Origin of the sequence: Sphingorhabdus wooponensis (assembly GCF_003933235.1) — a bacterium.
Classification (GTDB): Bacteria; Pseudomonadota; Alphaproteobacteria; order Sphingomonadales; family Sphingomonadaceae; genus Sphingorhabdus_B; species Sphingorhabdus_B wooponensis.
On sequence record NZ_RWJI01000001.1, the window covers coordinates 470,491 to 487,342 of the forward strand.

Below are 16,852 nucleotides of genomic sequence, written 5' to 3' on the forward strand. Positions count from 1 at the left end.
CGCCCTCATCTTTGTCGGACAAGGCTCAAAGTTGGAACCTTCTTGTCATCTGCGAGCGCGCCGCCACGTCCCGAAAGCGACGCATTTGTCATGAAATAATGATGCAGATTAAATGGCATGCTACCCGCTTTTACCCTTTCATAGCGTCCGTCCGAACGCAGCATCCAGCTTTGCTGGTTGTCGAGCAGGTTTGCAACCATAACCTGATCCAGGATCTGATCATGCACGGTCGGGTTCTCAATCGGTAGCATATATTCGACGCGGCGGTCGAAATTGCGCGACATCCAGTCGGCCGAGGAGATGAAAACCTTCGCCTCACGATTGGGTAAATCCGCGCCATTGCCCATCGCCCAGATGCGGCTATGTTCCAAGAAGCGGCCGACGACCGATTTCACCCTGATGCGCGAAGACATGCCCTTCACACCGGGGCGCAAACAACAAATACCACGCACGACAAGGTCGATTTCCACACCAGCTTCGCTTGCCTCATATAATTTGTCGATGACCGCTTTATCCACCAGCGAGTTGAGCTTGGCCCAAATTGCGCCGGGCCGCCCAGCGGCAACATGGGCGATTTCATCGTCAATTAAAGACATGATTTTTTCGCGCAGGCCAAGCGGGCTCATGGTCAACAGTTTGAGTTCCGATGGCGGAATATAGCCGGTGATATAATTGAAAATCTGTCCGGCATCATGGCCGACGCGCGGGTCGGCGGTGAAGAAGCTGATGTCGGTATATACTTTGGCGGTGATAGGGTGATAATTCCCCGTGCCCAAATGGCAATATGTGCGGAACCCATCCGCCTCCCGCCGGACGACCAAGGAAATTTTTGCGTGCGTCTTCATATCTACAAAGCCGTAGACGACCTGAACGCCGGAATTTTCCAATTGCGACGCCCAATGGAGGTTTTGTTCTTCGTCAAACCGCGCTTTCAGTTCGACAATTGCGGTGACCGATTTTCCGGCTTCTGCGGCCTCACACAAGGCGCGGATGACGGCGGACTGTTTGCCGGCGCGATATAATGTCTGTTTGATGGCGACAACGTCCGGGTCGAGTGCGGCTTGTTGCAAGAAGGCGAGCACGACGTCGAAGCTTTCATAGGGGTGGTGGATGACGATGTCTTTTTGGCTGATCGCCGAAAAACAATCGCCATCATGTTCCATAATCCGTTCGGGAAAGCGCGGGGAATAAGGAGGGAATTTAAGGGTGGGGCGGTCTTCATCCACCAATTGGCTCAAATCGCCAATACCCAAAAAGCCAACGGTTTCGACAACAATGGACGCGCCTGCGCCAAGTTCGGAGCGGATCAATGCCGCCAATTCATTGGGTAGGCCTTTTTCCAGCTTTAGCCGGATAATCCGCCCGCGACGGCGGCGTTTAATCGCGCTACGGAAATAACGGACAAGGTCTTCGGCCTCTTCCTCCACTTCGATATCGCTGTCGCGGATAATGCGGAACGCGCCAGCCGCGATGAGCCGATAATCGGGAAACATTTGTCCGACGAAATGCTTGATCAACGCCTCTATAGTCACAAAACGCGTGCCGGGACCGGGTAGCCGGACAAAGCGGGCCAGCGATTGGGGAATTAAGACCAATTGCCTTACAACTTCGCCATCATCCTTGCGGCGCATATCGAAAATGAGGCTAAGGCCCTGATTGGGGATGAAGGGAAAAGGATGGGCAGGGTCAAGCGCTTGCGGGGTCAGCACGGGTAAGATCTGCTCGCGGAAATATTTGCTAACCGCAGCTTGGTGGCTTTTGGCAATCGCCGAAGGCTCGATGATTTTAATGCCCGCTTTGGCCAATTCGCCCATCAGCTTGCGCCACAATTTCTGTTGCTGGATCATGAGCCGGTCAGCCGCGGCGACGGTGTCGGCAAGCTGTTCGGACGCTGTGCGGCCATCAATCGATAGTTCCTCGATTTTCCGTTGCTGCTGCCCGCGCAGGCCAGCCACACGAACCATGAAAAATTCATCCAAGTTCGTCCCCGAAATCGATAGAAAGCGCAGGCGCTCCAGCAATGGATGCGCGGGGTTGGATGCTTCTTCCAACACGCGCTCATTAAATTTTAACCACGACAGCTCACGGTTGAAATAGCGCGCATCCGACGGCGTTTTGTGGGCTTTCAATCTGCTTGGGCTTGGCACGGACTTCACGAAAAAATTCCTTCTTCAACAGCTCAGGCGCGGTGCCATGGAAACATTACATATTTACGGCAGCAGAAACGCTAACTGTAACAGCATTGTTGCGTAAATGTTATTGTTGTTGTCGAACATATTGCAGCATCGGCTTTAAGGTCAGGTGAATCCAACTTTGTGGTCTAAAGCCAAAAGGTGAATTTATGTGGTCCTGACCCTAGACAGTTTCTGTTGCTTCGCGCATGATGATTACATGACTGTATGGTTTCACGAAAAGCTTGATCTTGCGGCACTGACTGCGAGTGGTGCGAATTGCATGCCCGGTTTTGTCGGCATTGAATTTGTCGATTATGGGGACAATTGGATTACAGCGCGGATGCCTGTGGATGCCCGCACAAAGCAACCTTATGGGCGGTTGCACGGCGGGGCGTCGGTGGTCTTGGCCGAAAGCGTGGGATCCACCGCAGCGGCGATGACGGTGGATCCCAGCAAGTTTGCGACCGTGGGCATGGAAATTAACGCCAACCATATTCGCCCCGTTAAGGACGGCTTTGTCTTTGCCACAGCAACGTCGGAATCGATTGGCCGCACGACACAAATCTGGTCAATCCGGATAGAGGATGAGGCAGGAAAGCTGGTCTGCATCTCACGTATTACGATGGCGGTTATTTCTACCGACCGCGCATAATTTATTGCGTAAAAGACAGTAAGCGGGCACGGGTGGCCATAATATGACACCGTTAGACAGAATTTGGGGTTGAGGCGAATGTCGCTACGTTATGTAAGAGAATTTAAGGGCTTTGCAGGCATCAGGCTGGAGGCCGACGATATCGGGTCCGCCGATGATCCGTCCATTGTCCTGCTGCATGGTTTTGGCCAGACTCGCAAAGTGTGGGAAGATGTCGCCATTGGTTTGGAACAAGCCGGACGCCATGTTATCAATGTCGATCTGCGCGGTCATGGCGGCAGCGAATGGCCGTCCGATGGTCGGTATGATTTTACCGCTTATGTCGAAGATTTGCGCGCCGTTCTGGGCCAAATGCGCACACGCCCTGTGGTTGTTGCGGCATCCCACAGCGCATGGATTGCGACCATGGCCTTGGCTGAAGATGCCGCGACCTTGGCATCGGGCCTGATTTTCGTCGATCCGCCCGCGGACCATGATGCACAGGCGGTGCGTGCAGAGGCAGACCGTATGTCAGCCGCGCTTGGGCAAGGCTTAAACCACGCCGATTATGACAATGCGATATTTGCGGCTTTCGACACACATGGCGCGGGCGACGCGCTGTCGGAGGCTGCGGCGCATATTGGCCTGCCGTCGTTGATTATTCGTGGTGCCTTAGGCCAAGTTGACCCGGATGCGGCACAGCCCGCATTTGTGGACAGCCTTCCCAATGTAGAGGCGATTGACGTCGATGGCGGCGGTTTGTTGATCGTGGCCGAACGGGCAGAGGCATTTAACGGTGTGCTCATTGACTTTTTGGAACGCAAGCAACCGCGCTTCATTCCGGAATATCGTTCCGGATCCGACGCGCGGACATTGCGGGATGCGATGGGCTGTTTTGCGACCGGTGTCACCATCATCACCGCGCATGCACCTGATGGACGGCCTGTTGGCTTAACCGCCAATAGCTTTACCAGCGTGTCGCTCGACCCGCCATTATTGCTGGTGTGCATCGCCAATGCTTCCGGCAGCGCAGAGGTTTTGCGCGGCATTGACGATTTTGCCGTCAATGTTCTGCAAATCGGGCAGCAGCCTGTCTCCAATCTGTTCGCTGGCAAAAGCGAGGATCGCTTTGCCGGAACGCGTTGGGAAGTGGGCGAATATGGCGCACCGATTTTGCCGAGCTCACTTGGCATATTTGAATGTAAGCGCCATGCATTGCATGAGGCGGGTGACCATTTCATCTTGGTCGGTCGCGTGGAAAAAGCGAGCTTTGAACCGCGCCGTGACCCATTGCTCTACTTCCGCGGCAAATACCGCCGCTTGCACTTTACTTAGGGTCAGGACCACTTAAATCCACCTTCACGGTTTGAGGCCATTTTGTTCAGTGCAAGACGGTAAGCGCAGGGCTTAGTGGTTCTAAGTCCAAGCTTGCCAACGTGGCAATGGACAATATGGGTCAAATCCGAAGGACGCCAAAATGGCTACGATCTCGAAACAAAATGCCCTTGCAGGCAAAATAACAGCCTGCGGCGGACATTTTACCTCGATATCTTTGCCATTTTGACGCCGCGAAGGTGTATTTAAGTGGCCCTGACCCTAAGGCATTTTCATGTCAATGTCGTCGCGGCGGAACAGGTGCAGGAAATCGCCTTTAACGTCGGGAAAGGGCGGCTTATGTGACACTTTGCTGCGCCGCAGTGCCCAATTAGCCCAATCCGCATATTCGGGATGATGCCGCGCAAGACGGGCATAACGCTTCTTTGCCCATAAGGAGTTTTTGAGAATCAGCGCCAGTCCGATGGGTAAAAGGATCAGCGGGCCTGGTCCAGGAACCGGACCAAGCAAAGGTGCGCCTAACAATATCAACCAACCCAATATCAGCATACACCAACGAAAGGCGTTGGATTTGCTCCAGGATTTTGCGACAGTTTTTGTCATCATCGATAATGTGGGGCAGGGTGGGCCGTCCCGCAAGTGACGCGATTATCGATTGAGCGCGTTTATAACACAATAGATTCATTTTTTTGACGTAAATGGACTGTAATTTCCAGAATCAGCATTATGTTGGAATAATCGTGACCAAAGCACTATCCCACTTTCATCCTATCGGCGTACTGCCGTCTGACATCGACTTCATGGGGCATGTGAACAATGCGCGCTACCTGAACTGGGTGCAAGAGGCGGTCTTGGCGCATTGGAACAAGCTTGCCCCGCCAGAGGCGGCTGCGAAATATCTGTGGGTCGCGCTCAAGCATGAGATTACCTACCGCAAACCAGCATTTTTGAATGACGAGGTGATTGCATCGGTGGTGCTTGAAAAGGTGCTGGGCGCGCGTTCATTTTACGAAACGGTGATCAAGCGTGGCGAGGATGTTCTTGCCGAGGTCAAGTCGAGCTGGTGCTGCATTGACGCAAAAACGTTACGGCCTGCAAGGATTGCGGCCGATGTGCAGGCATATTTTTTCCCGAAATAATCTTGCCCGAAACGGCGAGGATTAGAAAATAGGGTCGTCCGCGCCATCGCCAATTGGCGTCACGGCATTGTGTATCCCACATTCCACCTTGTCCCAGCCCTTCCAACGGCCCGAGCGCGGGTCTTCGCCCGGCGCGACTTTGGTGGTGCAGGGGGAGCAGCCGATGGATGGATAACCAAGCTGTACCAAGGGATGCGCGGGCAAGCTGTGTTCGGCCATATAAGCGTCGATCTTGGTTTGGTCCCAATCGGCGAGCGGGTTGACCTTCAAACGGCCATTTTTAACCTCAAAACGGGGCAGGGCGCGGCGTGTGGACGATTGAAACGCCTTACGTCCGGTAAACTGCGCATCAAAACCGGCCAATGCGGCATTCAGCGGCAGAACTTTGCGGATGTCACAGCAGCCATCGGGGTCATAAGACCAACGTAGGCCCGTTGCATCCTTTTGTTGGAGCAAAATAGGGTCGGGCGTCAGGATGCGTAAATCCAACAAACCGAGCTTCGACCGGAGCGCTTCCCGATAATCTATCGTCTCGGGAAAATGCTTGCCTGTGTCTAAGAACAAGACAGGTAATGTCGGATCAATGCTTGCAATGAGGTGGAGTAATACCGCGCTTTCAGCGCCGAAGCTGGAGACCACAGCGGCATCGCCCAACATATTTTCGCGCAACAAGATAGTCAGCATCTCGACCGTATCACGGCCCCGGAACATGTTATTCAGGCGCACTGCGTCGCCGTCTGTATATCGCGGGGCGGTGTTGATACGATCAGCGATGCGGACCATATTATCCATGCCGTAGCTTCCAAATAGGTACAACGCTATCGGCGGCCCCTTGATAGGCATGGTCATAATTCGCGAGCGCACGGGCGACCGCCTCGGGGTTTAACGAGGCTTCGGGTGCGAAGCTGTCAAAGCCGCAGCGGCGCATATATGCAATCTGGTCAACCAAAACGTCACCTTGCGCACGCAATTCGCCTTGATACCCAGCCTCCCGCAATATGCGGGCGGCGCTATAGCCCCGTCCATCGCGAAATTTGGGGAAGGCCACCTCGATCAACGTTAACCGGTCGAGAAAAGGAATTAAGGCCCGTGCATCATCATCCGGTTCCAACCTAACAGCGGTGGCATTGGATTGGTCCAGAAACGCATCCAGCGTGACCGACGGTTGTTCCGTCACTTCATCGGTGCGGTAACGAAACTCAACCATAAATCGCCTCCTTAAAGGGTTCGAGGCCGACACGGCGATAGGTGTCGACGAAGCGTTCATCACCCTGCCGCAGTGCCTTATAGACCTCGGTCGCCTTTTCCACCGCATCGACAACGCCGTCTTCGTCAAAGCCGGGGCCAATGATTTTCCCGATGCTGACGTCTTCAGCGCCAGAGCCACCAAAGGTCAGCTGGTAATTTTCCACGCCTTTTTTATCGACGCCCAATATGCCGATATGTCCGGCATGATGATGGCCGCAGGCGTTGATGCAGCCTGAAATTTTAAGCTTCAGCTCGCCTAGATCACGCTGCCGGTCCATGTCGGCAAAACGTGTCGCAATTTTCTGCGCGACGGGGATCGAACGGGCATTGGCAAGGCTGCAATAATCAAGGCCAGGGCAGGCTATGATATCGCTAATCAGGTCAAGATTGGCATCGGCCAATTCGGCATCGCGCAAGGCCTGCCACACGGCATAAAGGTCGCGCTTTGCGACATAAGGCAACACGATATTCTGCGCATGGGTGACGCGCAATTCGTCAAAGCTGTATTTTTCCGCGAGGTCAGCCATGATGTCAATTTGCTTTGATGTCGCATCGCCAGGGATACCGCCAATAGGCTTCAAACTGATGTTGACGATCGCGTAACCCGCTTGCTTGTGCGGCTTCACATTTTGGTCAAGCCATAGGGCAAAATCGAGATCATTGCGGTCCGGTTCTACATTTGCGGCATCATAAGCTGGCGGCGCAAAAAAGGCGCTGATGCGTTCCAGTTCAGCCAAAGGCGGATCAATGCCCAAGGTTTTCACATGCGCGAATTCCTCGGCCACTTGACGGCGGTATTCGTCCGCGCCGATTTCATGAATCAGGATCTTGATCCGCGCCTTGTACATATTGTCCCGCCGCCCGTAGCGGTTGTATACACGCAGGCAGGCCTCAAGATAACTCAACAGATCGTCTGCCTTGACGAACGGGTTGATCTCGGGCGCGATCATGGGCGTGCGGCCCATGCCGCCACCGACAAAGACGCGCGCGCCCAGTTCGCCATCTTGGCGGACAAGTTCCAGTCCGATGTCGTGCAAGCGCATCGCAGCTCGGTCTTCCGATGACGCAATCACCGCGATTTTGAACTTGCGGGGCAGATAGCTGAATTCCGGATGGAAGGTTGACCATTGGCGCAGCAATTCCGCCCAAGGACGCGGGTCGGTGACTTCGTCGGCCGCAGCGCCCGCATATTGATCGGACGAAATGTTGCGGATGCAGTTGCCGCTTGTCTGAATGGCATGCATCTCAACGGTGGCCAGTTCTTCTAATATGTCGGCACAATCCTCCAGCTTGATCCAGTTATACTGAATATTCTGGCGCGTGGTGAAATGGCCGTAATCGCGGTCATATTTGCGCGCGATATGCGCGAGCATGCGCATTTGCCGTGAATCGAGCGTGCCATAAGGAATGGCAACGCGCAGCATATAGGCATGCAATTGGAGATAGAGGCCGTTCATCAACCGCAAGGGTTTGAACTGGTCTTCCGTCATTTCACCTGCAATGCGGCGATTTATTTGGTCACGAAATTCGGCGACGCGCGCGTCCACCATAGCTTGGTCATAATTGTCATATTTATACATGTCAGATTATCCAATCACCAGCCGCAGGATCGGCAGGCTTGAGTGTGAGGTCCGTGCGGACGGTTGGTCCCAGCGCGCGAATGCGGTCCTTGATATGCGCTGGGCGCGGGCCATTTTCGGTTGGCAGCGCATCAATGATATAAGGCGCGTTGACGCGGCGTGCGCCTTCTTCGGCGTGGAGTATCGCCTCGCCCTGTTCGCCAACATCGGCGGCATCTTCGACATGGATGGACCAGCCATTGCCCGTCCACCATGTGACAGCGCCAGACACCAAATCATTTCCCGTCAGTAATTTCACGCAATTTTCTCCGCCTGTTTGGCAAAATGGTACAAACGATCTTCGGCATCAGATTTCAGGACGACATCGCCGACAATGATGATGGCGGGCGACATCACGCCTTCGCGCGCGATCATGTCGCCTAGGTCGGTTAAAATAGTACGCATCGCGCGGGCATTGGGCCGTGTCGCGCGCTCCAGCACAGCGACGGGCGTGTCGGGCGACAGGCCATCGCTAATAAGCTTTTCGGTAATGTCCGCCGCTGTTGCGATACCCATGTAAATGACCAAAGTGCGGCCTTTACCCGCAAGGCCCGCCCAATTCTGGTCTGTCAGGCCCTTGCATTGGCCAGCGACGAAAGTCACCGCGCTGGCGGCATCACGGTGGGTCAGCGGTAACATTGTCGCAGCTGCCCCGCCCATCGCGGCAGATATGCCGGGAACAACCTCCACATCAATGCCCGCATCGTGGCAGGCCTCGGCCTCTTCACCGCCACGTCCGAAAATAAACGGGTCGCCGCCTTTTAACCGCACGACCTTATGACCGGCCTGCGCCTCACGGACGAGAATATCGTTGATGCCGTTCTGCGGCACCGAATGGCGTGAACGGCTTTTGGCGACAGAAATCAGCCGTGCGGCGGGATTGATGAGCGCCATTATCGCGTCATCCACTAGGCCGTCATGCACCACAACGTCCGCGGACGAAATCAACCGTACCGCTTTCACGGTCAGCAATTCGGGGTCACCGGGGCCAGCGCCCACCAAATATACGCGTGCTTGTTCCATCCTGCTGTAATGGGCAATTGTGCCGCCAGCATCAAATCAGGATAAGTTGGCCAAGGCTTAGAAGAACTTTAGCGTCTCATTGTGCCGTTACAAATTCGGCGTCATATGGGCTTGCCCCATTTCGCGAATAGCATGGATTTTGCTCTGTATCGGTTCCCAGTCATCCTTTTCGGATATGGCCTGCCAGATATCTTCGACCTCATGGATCAACATCGAACAGATCGCGCCTTTCGACCAATAGGCGTGCCGGTTCCCCTCCACAGGCGCGTAATCGCGCAACAAAGCGGCAAAAGCGGATTCATATTCGCCGGTGGCGTCGCCTGCGTTCGCATTACAATGACGATAAAGGTAGAAGAATTGATCGATGGCGATTTTCTCCCGCGCCATTGTGCGTTCTGCAGCCTCGACCAGTTGCCGGTCCAATGCCTCTCCGCGTGACGCCACGCCCAAGCGCCACAGAAAGCGCCGTATGACGGCCTGTTGATACAGGGCCGGAAAACGCTCCAGCGCGGCAATCAATGGCGGCGCGTCAGACACTAGACGCAGCGCCACCGCCAACTGCCCCAAGTTCCAATGCAGCGCCTCGGCCTGTCTGCCAAAGGCGTAAAGGCCAGACTCGTCAAAATAAGCTGCGGTGAATTGCGGGTCCCAATATTCGGTGAAGCGCCAAGGCCCATAATCGAAACTCTCACCGGTGATATTGATATTGTCGGTGTTAAGCACGCCATGGACAAAGCCCGCGACCATATAGGATGCGGCAAGGTCAGCGACCCGTTCCACCGCCAGTCCAAGCAATTGTGCCGCAGGATTTTCCGTTAGGGCAACATCGTAAAGTTGCGTCAGGCAATAAGCGATGAGCTGTTGCATGAATTCGGTATCGCCCTCGGCAGCGACGCGCTGAAAACTGCCAATGCGGATATGGCTATGGCTCAACCGGACCATCACCGCCGATCGTGTGGGGGAGGGTTCATCGCCGCGTATCAATTCTTCGCCGGTTTCAATGATGGAAAATGTTTTGGAGGTGTTGACGCCCAAAGCCTCCAGCATTTCCGTGGCCAATATTTCGCGCACCCCACCTTTAAGCGTCAGGCGGCCATCGCCACGGCGGCTGTAGGGGGTGGTTCCCGACCCCTTGGTCGCGAGGTCAAGCAAGCGGCCGTCGCCATCGCGCATTTGCGCAAACAGGAAACCGCGACCATCGCCAATGTCGGGATTATACACGCGAAACTGGTGGCCATGATAACGCAAAGCCAGTGGTTCGGGCATATTGTCGGGCAATGGATCAAAGCGGCCAAAGTGGCGGACCCAGGCGGTGTCATCATAGTCCGCTAGCCCGACTGTTGCCGCCCAACGATCATTACGAAAGCGCAAGATTGTTTTCGGAAAATGCGCAGGTCGCACGGCGTCACCCATTTTTGCGCCAAGACTGGCGATTTGTGGATCAGGGCGGTAGAGGGAAGCGAAAGGTTTCATAATCATCTAACGCATCTGGGCGGTGCATAAGGGAAAGGCAAGTATGGCGGCGGTTCGCATCCTACATTTGCATAGCAGCTTTGATTTAGGTGACGCGCAATTACGCACAGTTCGCTTGATGAATCATTTTGGCAATCAAGCCGAACATACGCTTTTGTCTGCGGTTCATGACGCCTTTGGCGCGGCGGACGCCTTAGACCGGCGCGTCAAAATGAGCTTCCCCAAAGACGCAGCGCCCGCGCTCGGCGGCACGCCGAACATGGCCCGCTATCGCCGTTTGGCCGCATATATGAAGAAATTTCACCTCGTGCTGAGTTACAATTTCGGCGCGATGGATGGGGTTATGGCGCATACCTTGTTCACGCGCGGCATGAAATTGCCGCCATTGATCCATCATGAAGACGGGTTTGAGCAGGATGAAGTGGATAGGCTGAAATGGCACCGCAATTGGTTCCGCACTATTGCGCTGCAACGGGCTGACGCCCTTGTTGTGCCATCCAAAACGCTTGAGCATATTGCGCGTACTTTCTGGCATCAGCCGCTGGAGAAAATCGCGCGCTTCCCCAATGGTATTGATACCGAACATTATAACCGTCGTCCGCAGCGTGGGTCCTTCCCGGGTTTCCAAAAGCGTGACGGCGAAATTATCGTCGGTACGATTGCCGACTTGCGTAGCGTCAAGAATTTACCCCGTCTGCTGCGTGCGGTCGCAGCGGCGGACGCGAATATCCGGCTTGCCATTGTGGGTGAAGGGCCGGATCGTGATGTCATCATGGCAGAGGCAACACGGCTCGGTATCGCTGACCGCGTCATGATGCCTGGATATTTGCGTGATCCTGCCCGCTATATTCGGCTTTTCGACATTTTTGCGCTGTCGTCGGATAGCGAACAATATCCCATTTCACTGGTTGAAGCGATGACTAGCGCGCTGCCAATTGTGGCGACAGATGTGGGCGATGTCCGTAATATCGTATCGCGTGAGAACAGGCCATTTATCGTTGCACGTGATGATGAGGACGCGCTGGCGTCGGCTATCAATAGCTTGGCAAAAGATGCGGCGCTTCGTGCAACATTGGCCACTGCGAACCGTATTTTGGCATGTTCTCAATATGATGAGGATACGATGTTCGCGCGCTATCGGCAGCTTTATGGTTCTGCCATGAAACGTGCCGATTTTGCGCGACAAAGCTGACCATTTGCGATAGCGCCGACCGTTAGAAGCGCGTTGCACAGTGCTTTAGACAAGAGTTTTTAGGGGTAATATTTGTGTTCAAGGGTCTGAAACCCATTATCTATGGTGGCCGCGAAGTATGGCCATTGGTCGAAGGCGGCAAGGGTGTTGCGGCAACCAATCATGCAAGTTCTGGCGCATGGGCTGCGGCCGGCGGCATCGGCACAGTCTCTGCCGTAAATGCCGACAGCTATGATGAAAATGGCGAGATGATTCCGCAAGTCTTCCTTGGTAAAACGCGTGCCGAACGGCATGAGGAACTTGTCGAATATGGCATTCGCGGCGGCATCGCGCAGGTGAAGCTTGCGCATGAAATGTCCAATGGACGTGGCGCTATTAACATCAACGTGTTGTGGGAAATGGGCGGTGCACAGCGCATCTTGCACGGCATATTGGAAGCAACCAAGGGCATGGTGACAGGCGTTACCTGCGGCGCGGGTATGCCATACAAGCTATCCGAAATCGCGGCGCAATATGGCGTCTATTATCTACCGATTGTAAGCTCCGCCCGTGCCTTCCGCGCGTTGTGGAAGCGTGCCTATCACAAGGTGCCGGAATGGTTGGGTGCGGTTGTCTATGAAGACCCGTGGTTGGCCGGCGGTCACAATGGCCTGTCCAATGCCGAAGACCCGCGCAGCCCCGAAGATCCCTATCCGCGCGTGAAGGCCCTGCGCGATGTCATGCGCGTTGAAGGTATTTCGGATGATGTGCCGATTGTCATGGCCGGCGGTGTTTGGTTCTTGCGCGACTGGAACGACTGGATTGATAACCCCGAACTGGGGCAGATTGCATTTCAATTGGGCACACGCCCATTGTTGACGCAGGAAAGCCCCATTCCAGCGGGCTGGAAAGACGCGCTTACGAAAATTCCAGAAGACGGCGTATTATTGCATCAATTTTCGCCCACGGGTTTTTACTCCAGCGCGGTCATCAATCCGTTCCTGTTGGAGCTTCAGTCGCGTTCGGAACGTCAAATTCCTTATGTGCAGGCCGCCGACGCGGAACACACAGCGCAACTGGATGTAGGCGTGAAGGGTAAGAATTTCTGGGTTACCCAAGCTGACCTGATGAAGGCACGCGAATGGGATGCGCGCGGATTTACCGTTGCGCTAAAAACGCCTGACAACACGCTTGTGTTCGTGACGCCATCCTCCGGCGAAGTTATCCGGAAGGATCAAAAGGACTGCATGGGCTGCTTATCGCATTGCGGTTTTTCGTCGTGGAAGGACCATGACAATAACTCCACTGGCCGTCTTGCCGACCCGCGCAGCTTTTGCATTCAAAAGGCGCTGCAGAACATCGCACATGGCGCGCCGATTGATGAAAATCTGATGTTTGCCGGACACAGCGCCTATCTGTTCGGAAAAGATCCGTTTTATTCTAACGGCTTTGTCCCGACGGTGCAGCAATTGATGGATCGTCTGCTGACGGGCGATTGACGCCATTTCGCATGTGCCGGATATTGACTCTCGAGCCGTAATTTCTGCGGCCGAGGTTTTTATTCTGTTTGATTATGCCTCAGTTATCGAAGGTTGTGCAACACAGGCCGCATTATTGCCAACCTTCCAAAACTTGATCTGGCGGTCTGTGGCCGTCTGCCCACATACGGATGTTGGTAATCACGCGCGCGCCTGATGCTTCTCGCCCTTCAAAGGTCGCGCTACCCAAATGGGGCAGCAACACGACATTGGGGATGTTGAATAGCCGTGAGTCCACCGCAGGCTCATGCGTATATACGTCGAGCCCAGCGCCGGCGATGCGACCGTTTTCCAAGGCGTCAATTAACGCGTCCTCGTCAATCAACTCTCCGCGCGAACTGTTGATGATATAGGCATCCGCTTTCATCTGCGCGATGCGGTTGGCGTTGATGATTTTATCGGTTTCTGCCGTTAACGGGCAATGCAGGCTGATAATGTCCGACCGCGCCACGAGCCGATCAATGTCTGGTTCAAAGACGATGCCCAATTCATCCTCGACACTTGCGGGCAAGCGGTCGCGCTTGTTGTAAATGATGTTGAGACCAAAGGCTTTGGCACGCACGGCCACAGCTTCCCCAATCCGGCCAAGGCCGATGATACCCAAAGTCTTCCCACCAATACGGTGACCCAGCATACCCGTCGGGCTCCAGCCGCGCCATTCGCCGTTGCGCATGACACGCTGCCCCTCACCCAGACGGCGGGGGACGTTGAGGATAAGCGCCATAGTCAGGTCTGCGGTATCGTCCGTGAAAACCCCTGGCGTGTTGGTGACCATAATGCCCTTTGCCTTTGCGGCGGCCAGATCGATATGGTTAACCCCTGCGCCATAGCTGGCGATGAGCTTAAGCCGGGGCGGGGCGGCAGCGATGATATCTGCATCAATGCTGTCTGTGACCGTTGGCACCAGCACGTCGCAATCAGCCATGGCAGCGACCAAGGCGTCACGGCTTAATGGGCTATCATCGGTATTGAAGCGGGCGTCGAACAACTCCGCCATGCGTTTTTCAACCGCTGGCAGTAAACTGCGTGTCACGCGGATGGATGGACGTTCGATGCGGCTAAGTTCTGGCATAGACTGACTAAAGCGGAATTCGCGATAAGGTCAAGACAGGATGGTTGCGCTCGCCGCAACGCTTGCCGTATAAGATGAAAACGATGGTAAATAATATGGCTATTCAGAATAAATCGATCGTGCGTTATGGCGCAGTGGCGCTCGCGCTTTTGGGGGCCGCGTCTGCCGTTGGACAAGCGCAGCGCCAGCCGCCTTATTGGGCATCTATTCAGAAGCCTGAAGCCCGCATGCGCACAGGACCCAGCACAGAATTCCCCGTTACATGGGTTTACAAAAGACAAAATTTGCCGGTGAAGGTTGTCGCGGTCCACAGCGTCTGGCGTAAGGTTCAAGACCCTGATGGCGACCAAGGCTGGCTGCACGTGCGGTTGCTTAGCCCTAAGCAAACCGCAATCGTCATTGGTAAAGACATTGGCGCGTTGCGGGACTCGCCGCAAGCGAACGCGCATATTTCATGGCGCGTTGAACCCGGTGTTGTTGGCGTTATCGATGAATGCGAAAAGGGATATTGCCGTTTTGAAACCAATGGGCGGTACGGCTATATCGAAAGGTCCCGTATCTGGGGCGATGAGGCGCTGTAAATACGCGCCACAAACGCGCGAAGCTTAAGCTTCGACGCGTTCTGCCAGCACCGTTAGGCCGCTTGCGTTCACTTCAGCAAAACCACCTGCGATCATCAGGCGCTCCGGCGTTGCGCCTTGCGTTTTGTAAATCTCCAGCGCCGCATCGTTGCGTAGCGTGCTCATCATTGGGCTGTGGCCCTCTAACACGCCGAAATCGCCCTCAGTGCCCGGAACGACGACCATATAGACGTCGTCCGAGCGATAGAGCTTCTCAGGTGTTACCAGTTCGAAGTGGAGCGCCATAATGGCTTACGCCGCTTCCGCAGCCATTTTGGCTGCCTTTGCAACTGCTTCTTCGATACCGCCAACCATGTAGAAGGCGGCTTCTGGAAGATGGTCATACTCGCCATCCACAACTGCCTTGAACGACTTCACAGTGTCTTCGACCTGAACGAACTTGCCGGAAATACCGGTGAAGACTTCTGCAACGTGGAAAGGTTGCGACAAGAAACGCTGGATCTTACGCGCGCGGGTAACGGTCAATTTGTCGTCTTCTGACAATTCGTCCATGCCCAAAATCGCGATAATGTCTTGCAGCGACTTATACTTTTGCAGCGTTTCCTGAACGCGGCGGGCGGTGTCATAATGCTCTTGGCCAACAACGGCTGGTGTCAAAACGCGGCTGACCGAGTCAAGCGGGTCAACGGCTGGATAAATGCCAAGCTCCGAAATCGCACGGTTCAACGTGGTCGTTGCGTCCAAGTGGGCAAATGACGTTGCTGGTGCAGGGTCGGTCAAGTCATCTGCGGGAACATAAATGGCCTGAACCGAGGTAATCGAACCCTTTGTGGTCGAGGTAATACGCTCCTGCAACTGGCCCATGTCGGTTGCCAGCGTTGGCTGATAACCCACAGCCGAAGGAATACGGCCCAAAAGTGCGGACACTTCCGAACCAGCCTGTGTGAAGCGGAAGATGTTGTCGACGAAGAACAGAACGTCCTGGCCTTCTTCATCGCGGAAATACTCCGCCATGGTCAGACCCGAAAGCGCAACGCGTGCACGGGCACCGGGAGGCTCGTTCATTTGACCGAAGACCAATGCAACCTTCGAACCTTCTGGGGTTGGGTTGCCGTCGGCATCCTTGGCGATAACGCCAGCGTCGAGGAATTCGTGATAGAGGTCGTTACCTTCGCGGGTACGCTCACCCACGCCAGCAAACACCGAAACGCCGCCATGGCCCTTTGCAATGTTGTTGATCAGTTCTTGAATAAGAACGGTCTTACCAACGCCGGCACCGCCGAACAGACCGATTTTGCCGCCCTTTGCATAAGGTGCGAGCAAGTCGATAACCTTAATACCGGTGACGAGAATTTCGGCTTCGGTCGACTGGTCGGTGAACAAAGGCGCTTCTGCGTGGATCGGGTTGGACTTTGCAGCGCCAACGGGGCCACGTTCGTCAATTGGCTCACCAATCACGTTCATGATGCGGCCAAGGGTCATGGGGCCAACAGGCACAGAAATCTGCGCGCCGGTGTCACGCACTGGCTGACCACGGGTAAGGCCTTCGGTCGCGTCCATCGCGATAGTGCGAACGGTGTTTTCGCCGAGATGCTGCGCCACTTCGAGGACCAAGCGGTTACCGTTATTGTCGGTTTCAAGCGCCGACAAAATCGATGGCAATTGGCCAGTGAAGGTTACGTCGACAACAGCGCCGATGATCTGGCTAATGCGGCCAGTTGCGCCAACGACATTGGTTGCGGTCTGACCTGAACCCGCCTTAGGGGCAGGGGCCTTGCGTGCAGGCGCTTTAGCCTTAGGGGCAGCAGCCTTTGGAGCGGCGGTCTTTTTAGGGGCGGTAGCCATGTG

The 16,852-nt window shown here is 55.0% G+C and carries 17 protein-coding genes; 6 read left to right on the forward strand and 11 right to left on the reverse strand.

All coding sequences use genetic code 11. The features are described 5' to 3' along the window. Positions 1–5 precede the first annotated feature (5 nt). Positions 6–2,156 (reverse strand): RNA degradosome polyphosphate kinase, encoded by a 2,151-nt coding sequence (locus tag D7D48_RS02475; protein WP_125229793.1) that lies wholly within the window; start codon positions 2,154–2,156, stop codon positions 6–8. Positions 2,157–2,391: 235 nt separating this feature from the next. On the opposite strand from D7D48_RS02475, the gene D7D48_RS02480 reads away from it, so the two are divergent. After that, positions 2,392–2,826 (forward strand): hotdog fold thioesterase, encoded by a 435-nt coding sequence (locus D7D48_RS02480; RefSeq protein WP_125229794.1) that lies wholly within the window; start codon positions 2,392–2,394, stop codon positions 2,824–2,826. Between the two features lie 78 nt (positions 2,827–2,904). Beyond that, complete coding sequence (locus tag D7D48_RS02485; RefSeq protein ID WP_125229795.1) at positions 2,905–4,140, forward strand: alpha/beta fold hydrolase; 1,236 nt, start codon at positions 2,905–2,907, stop codon at positions 4,138–4,140. A gap of 261 nt (positions 4,141–4,401) precedes the next feature. On the opposite strand, the gene D7D48_RS02490 is transcribed toward D7D48_RS02485, so the two are convergent. Next, positions 4,402–4,746: a hypothetical protein gene (locus D7D48_RS02490; protein WP_185739761.1), complete on the reverse strand. Its 345-nt coding sequence runs from the start codon at positions 4,744–4,746 to the stop codon at positions 4,402–4,404. 134 nt (positions 4,747–4,880) lie between these two features. Between D7D48_RS02490 and D7D48_RS02495 the strand changes: the two genes are divergently transcribed. Beyond that, positions 4,881–5,279 (forward strand): acyl-CoA thioesterase, encoded by a 399-nt coding sequence (locus tag D7D48_RS02495; protein WP_425452511.1) that lies wholly within the window; start codon positions 4,881–4,883, stop codon positions 5,277–5,279. 21 nt (positions 5,280–5,300) lie between these two features. Here the strand turns inward: D7D48_RS02495 and D7D48_RS02500 are convergent, their stop codons facing one another. The 6 genes from D7D48_RS02500 to D7D48_RS02525 form a co-directional block, all read right to left on the reverse strand. Then, positions 5,301–6,071 (reverse strand): phosphoadenylyl-sulfate reductase, encoded by a 771-nt coding sequence (locus D7D48_RS02500; protein WP_125229796.1) that lies wholly within the window; start codon positions 6,069–6,071, stop codon positions 5,301–5,303. Beyond that, positions 6,064–6,486: a DUF934 domain-containing protein gene (locus D7D48_RS02505; RefSeq protein WP_125229797.1), complete on the reverse strand. Its 423-nt coding sequence runs from the start codon at positions 6,484–6,486 to the stop codon at positions 6,064–6,066. Before D7D48_RS02505 ends, D7D48_RS02500 begins: the two co-directional genes overlap by 8 nt. Beyond that, complete coding sequence (locus D7D48_RS02510; RefSeq protein WP_125229798.1) at positions 6,479–8,107, reverse strand: nitrite/sulfite reductase; 1,629 nt, start codon at positions 8,105–8,107, stop codon at positions 6,479–6,481. Before D7D48_RS02510 ends, D7D48_RS02505 begins: the two co-directional genes overlap by 8 nt. Before the next feature lies 1 nt (position 8,108). After that, positions 8,109–8,405, reverse strand: coding sequence for a DUF2849 domain-containing protein (locus D7D48_RS02515; RefSeq protein WP_125229799.1), 297 nt, complete (start codon positions 8,403–8,405; stop codon positions 8,109–8,111). Continuing rightward, positions 8,402–9,169 carry a uroporphyrinogen-III C-methyltransferase gene (gene cobA, locus D7D48_RS02520; protein WP_125229800.1) on the reverse strand — a complete coding sequence of 256 codons (768 nt, stop codon included), beginning with the start codon at positions 9,167–9,169 and terminating at the stop codon, positions 8,402–8,404. The genes D7D48_RS02515 and cobA overlap by 4 nt, the downstream gene beginning before the upstream one ends. 87 nt (positions 9,170–9,256) lie before the next feature. After that, positions 9,257–10,648: a protein adenylyltransferase SelO family protein gene (locus tag D7D48_RS02525; protein WP_125229801.1), complete on the reverse strand. Its 1,392-nt coding sequence runs from the start codon at positions 10,646–10,648 to the stop codon at positions 9,257–9,259. Positions 10,649–10,685: 37 nt separating this feature from the next. Between D7D48_RS02525 and D7D48_RS02530 the strand changes: the two genes are divergently transcribed. Beyond that, on the forward strand, positions 10,686–11,834 hold the full coding sequence (locus tag D7D48_RS02530; RefSeq protein ID WP_125229802.1) for a glycosyltransferase family 4 protein: 1,149 nt from the start codon (positions 10,686–10,688) through the stop codon (positions 11,832–11,834). A 74-nt stretch (positions 11,835–11,908) separates the two neighbouring features. Further along, on the forward strand, positions 11,909–13,312 hold the full coding sequence (locus D7D48_RS02535; RefSeq protein ID WP_125229803.1) for an NAD(P)H-dependent flavin oxidoreductase: 1,404 nt from the start codon (positions 11,909–11,911) through the stop codon (positions 13,310–13,312). Positions 13,313–13,424: 112 nt separating this feature from the next. On the opposite strand, the gene D7D48_RS02540 is transcribed toward D7D48_RS02535, so the two are convergent. Further along, entirely contained in the window at positions 13,425–14,423 is a 999-nt protein-coding gene (locus D7D48_RS02540; RefSeq protein ID WP_245964309.1) for a 2-hydroxyacid dehydrogenase, read from the reverse strand. A 95-nt stretch (positions 14,424–14,518) separates the two neighbouring features. On the opposite strand from D7D48_RS02540, the gene D7D48_RS02545 reads away from it, so the two are divergent. After that, on the forward strand, positions 14,519–15,004 hold the full coding sequence (locus D7D48_RS02545) for an SH3 domain-containing protein (RefSeq protein ID WP_125229804.1): 486 nt from the start codon (positions 14,519–14,521) through the stop codon (positions 15,002–15,004). Between the two features lie 24 nt (positions 15,005–15,028). Here the strand turns inward: D7D48_RS02545 and D7D48_RS02550 are convergent, their stop codons facing one another. Next, the gene (locus D7D48_RS02550; RefSeq protein WP_125229805.1) at positions 15,029–15,289 is read right to left on the reverse strand and encodes an ATP synthase F1 subunit epsilon; all 261 of its coding nucleotides are present in this window, start codon (positions 15,287–15,289) and stop codon (positions 15,029–15,031) included. Positions 15,290–15,295: 6 nt separating this feature from the next. Beyond that, positions 15,296–16,849: a F0F1 ATP synthase subunit beta gene (gene atpD / locus D7D48_RS02555; protein ID WP_125229806.1), complete on the reverse strand. Its 1,554-nt coding sequence runs from the start codon at positions 16,847–16,849 to the stop codon at positions 15,296–15,298. Between the last annotated feature and the right edge of the window lie 3 nt (positions 16,850–16,852).

Coding starts and splice junctions, on each gene's coding strand:
- D7D48_RS02480 (WP_125229794.1), top strand. CDS start 2,392: ATGACTGTATGGTTTCACGAAAAGCTTGATCTTGCGGCACTGACTGCG.
- D7D48_RS02485 (WP_125229795.1), top strand. CDS start 2,905: ATGTCGCTACGTTATGTAAGAGAATTTAAGGGCTTTGCAGGCATCAGG.
- D7D48_RS02490 (WP_185739761.1), bottom strand. CDS start 4,746: ATGATGACAAAAACTGTCGCAAAATCCTGGAGCAAATCCAACGCCTTT.
- D7D48_RS02500 (WP_125229796.1), bottom strand. CDS start 6,071: ATGGATAATATGGTCCGCATCGCTGATCGTATCAACACCGCCCCGCGA.
- D7D48_RS02505 (WP_125229797.1), bottom strand. CDS start 6,486: ATGGTTGAGTTTCGTTACCGCACCGATGAAGTGACGGAACAACCGTCG.
- D7D48_RS02510 (WP_125229798.1), bottom strand. CDS start 8,107: ATGTATAAATATGACAATTATGACCAAGCTATGGTGGACGCGCGCGTC.
- cobA (WP_125229800.1), bottom strand. CDS start 9,169: ATGGAACAAGCACGCGTATATTTGGTGGGCGCTGGCCCCGGTGACCCC.
- D7D48_RS02525 (WP_125229801.1), bottom strand. CDS start 10,648: ATGATTATGAAACCTTTCGCTTCCCTCTACCGCCCTGATCCACAAATC.
- D7D48_RS02530 (WP_125229802.1), top strand. CDS start 10,686: ATGGCGGCGGTTCGCATCCTACATTTGCATAGCAGCTTTGATTTAGGT.
- D7D48_RS02540 (WP_245964309.1), bottom strand. CDS start 14,423: ATGCCAGAACTTAGCCGCATCGAACGTCCATCCATCCGCGTGACACGC.
- D7D48_RS02545 (WP_125229804.1), top strand. CDS start 14,519: ATGGCTATTCAGAATAAATCGATCGTGCGTTATGGCGCAGTGGCGCTC.
- D7D48_RS02550 (WP_125229805.1), bottom strand. CDS start 15,289: ATGGCGCTCCACTTCGAACTGGTAACACCTGAGAAGCTCTATCGCTCG.
- atpD (WP_125229806.1), bottom strand. CDS start 16,849: ATGGCTACCGCCCCTAAAAAGACCGCCGCTCCAAAGGCTGCTGCCCCT.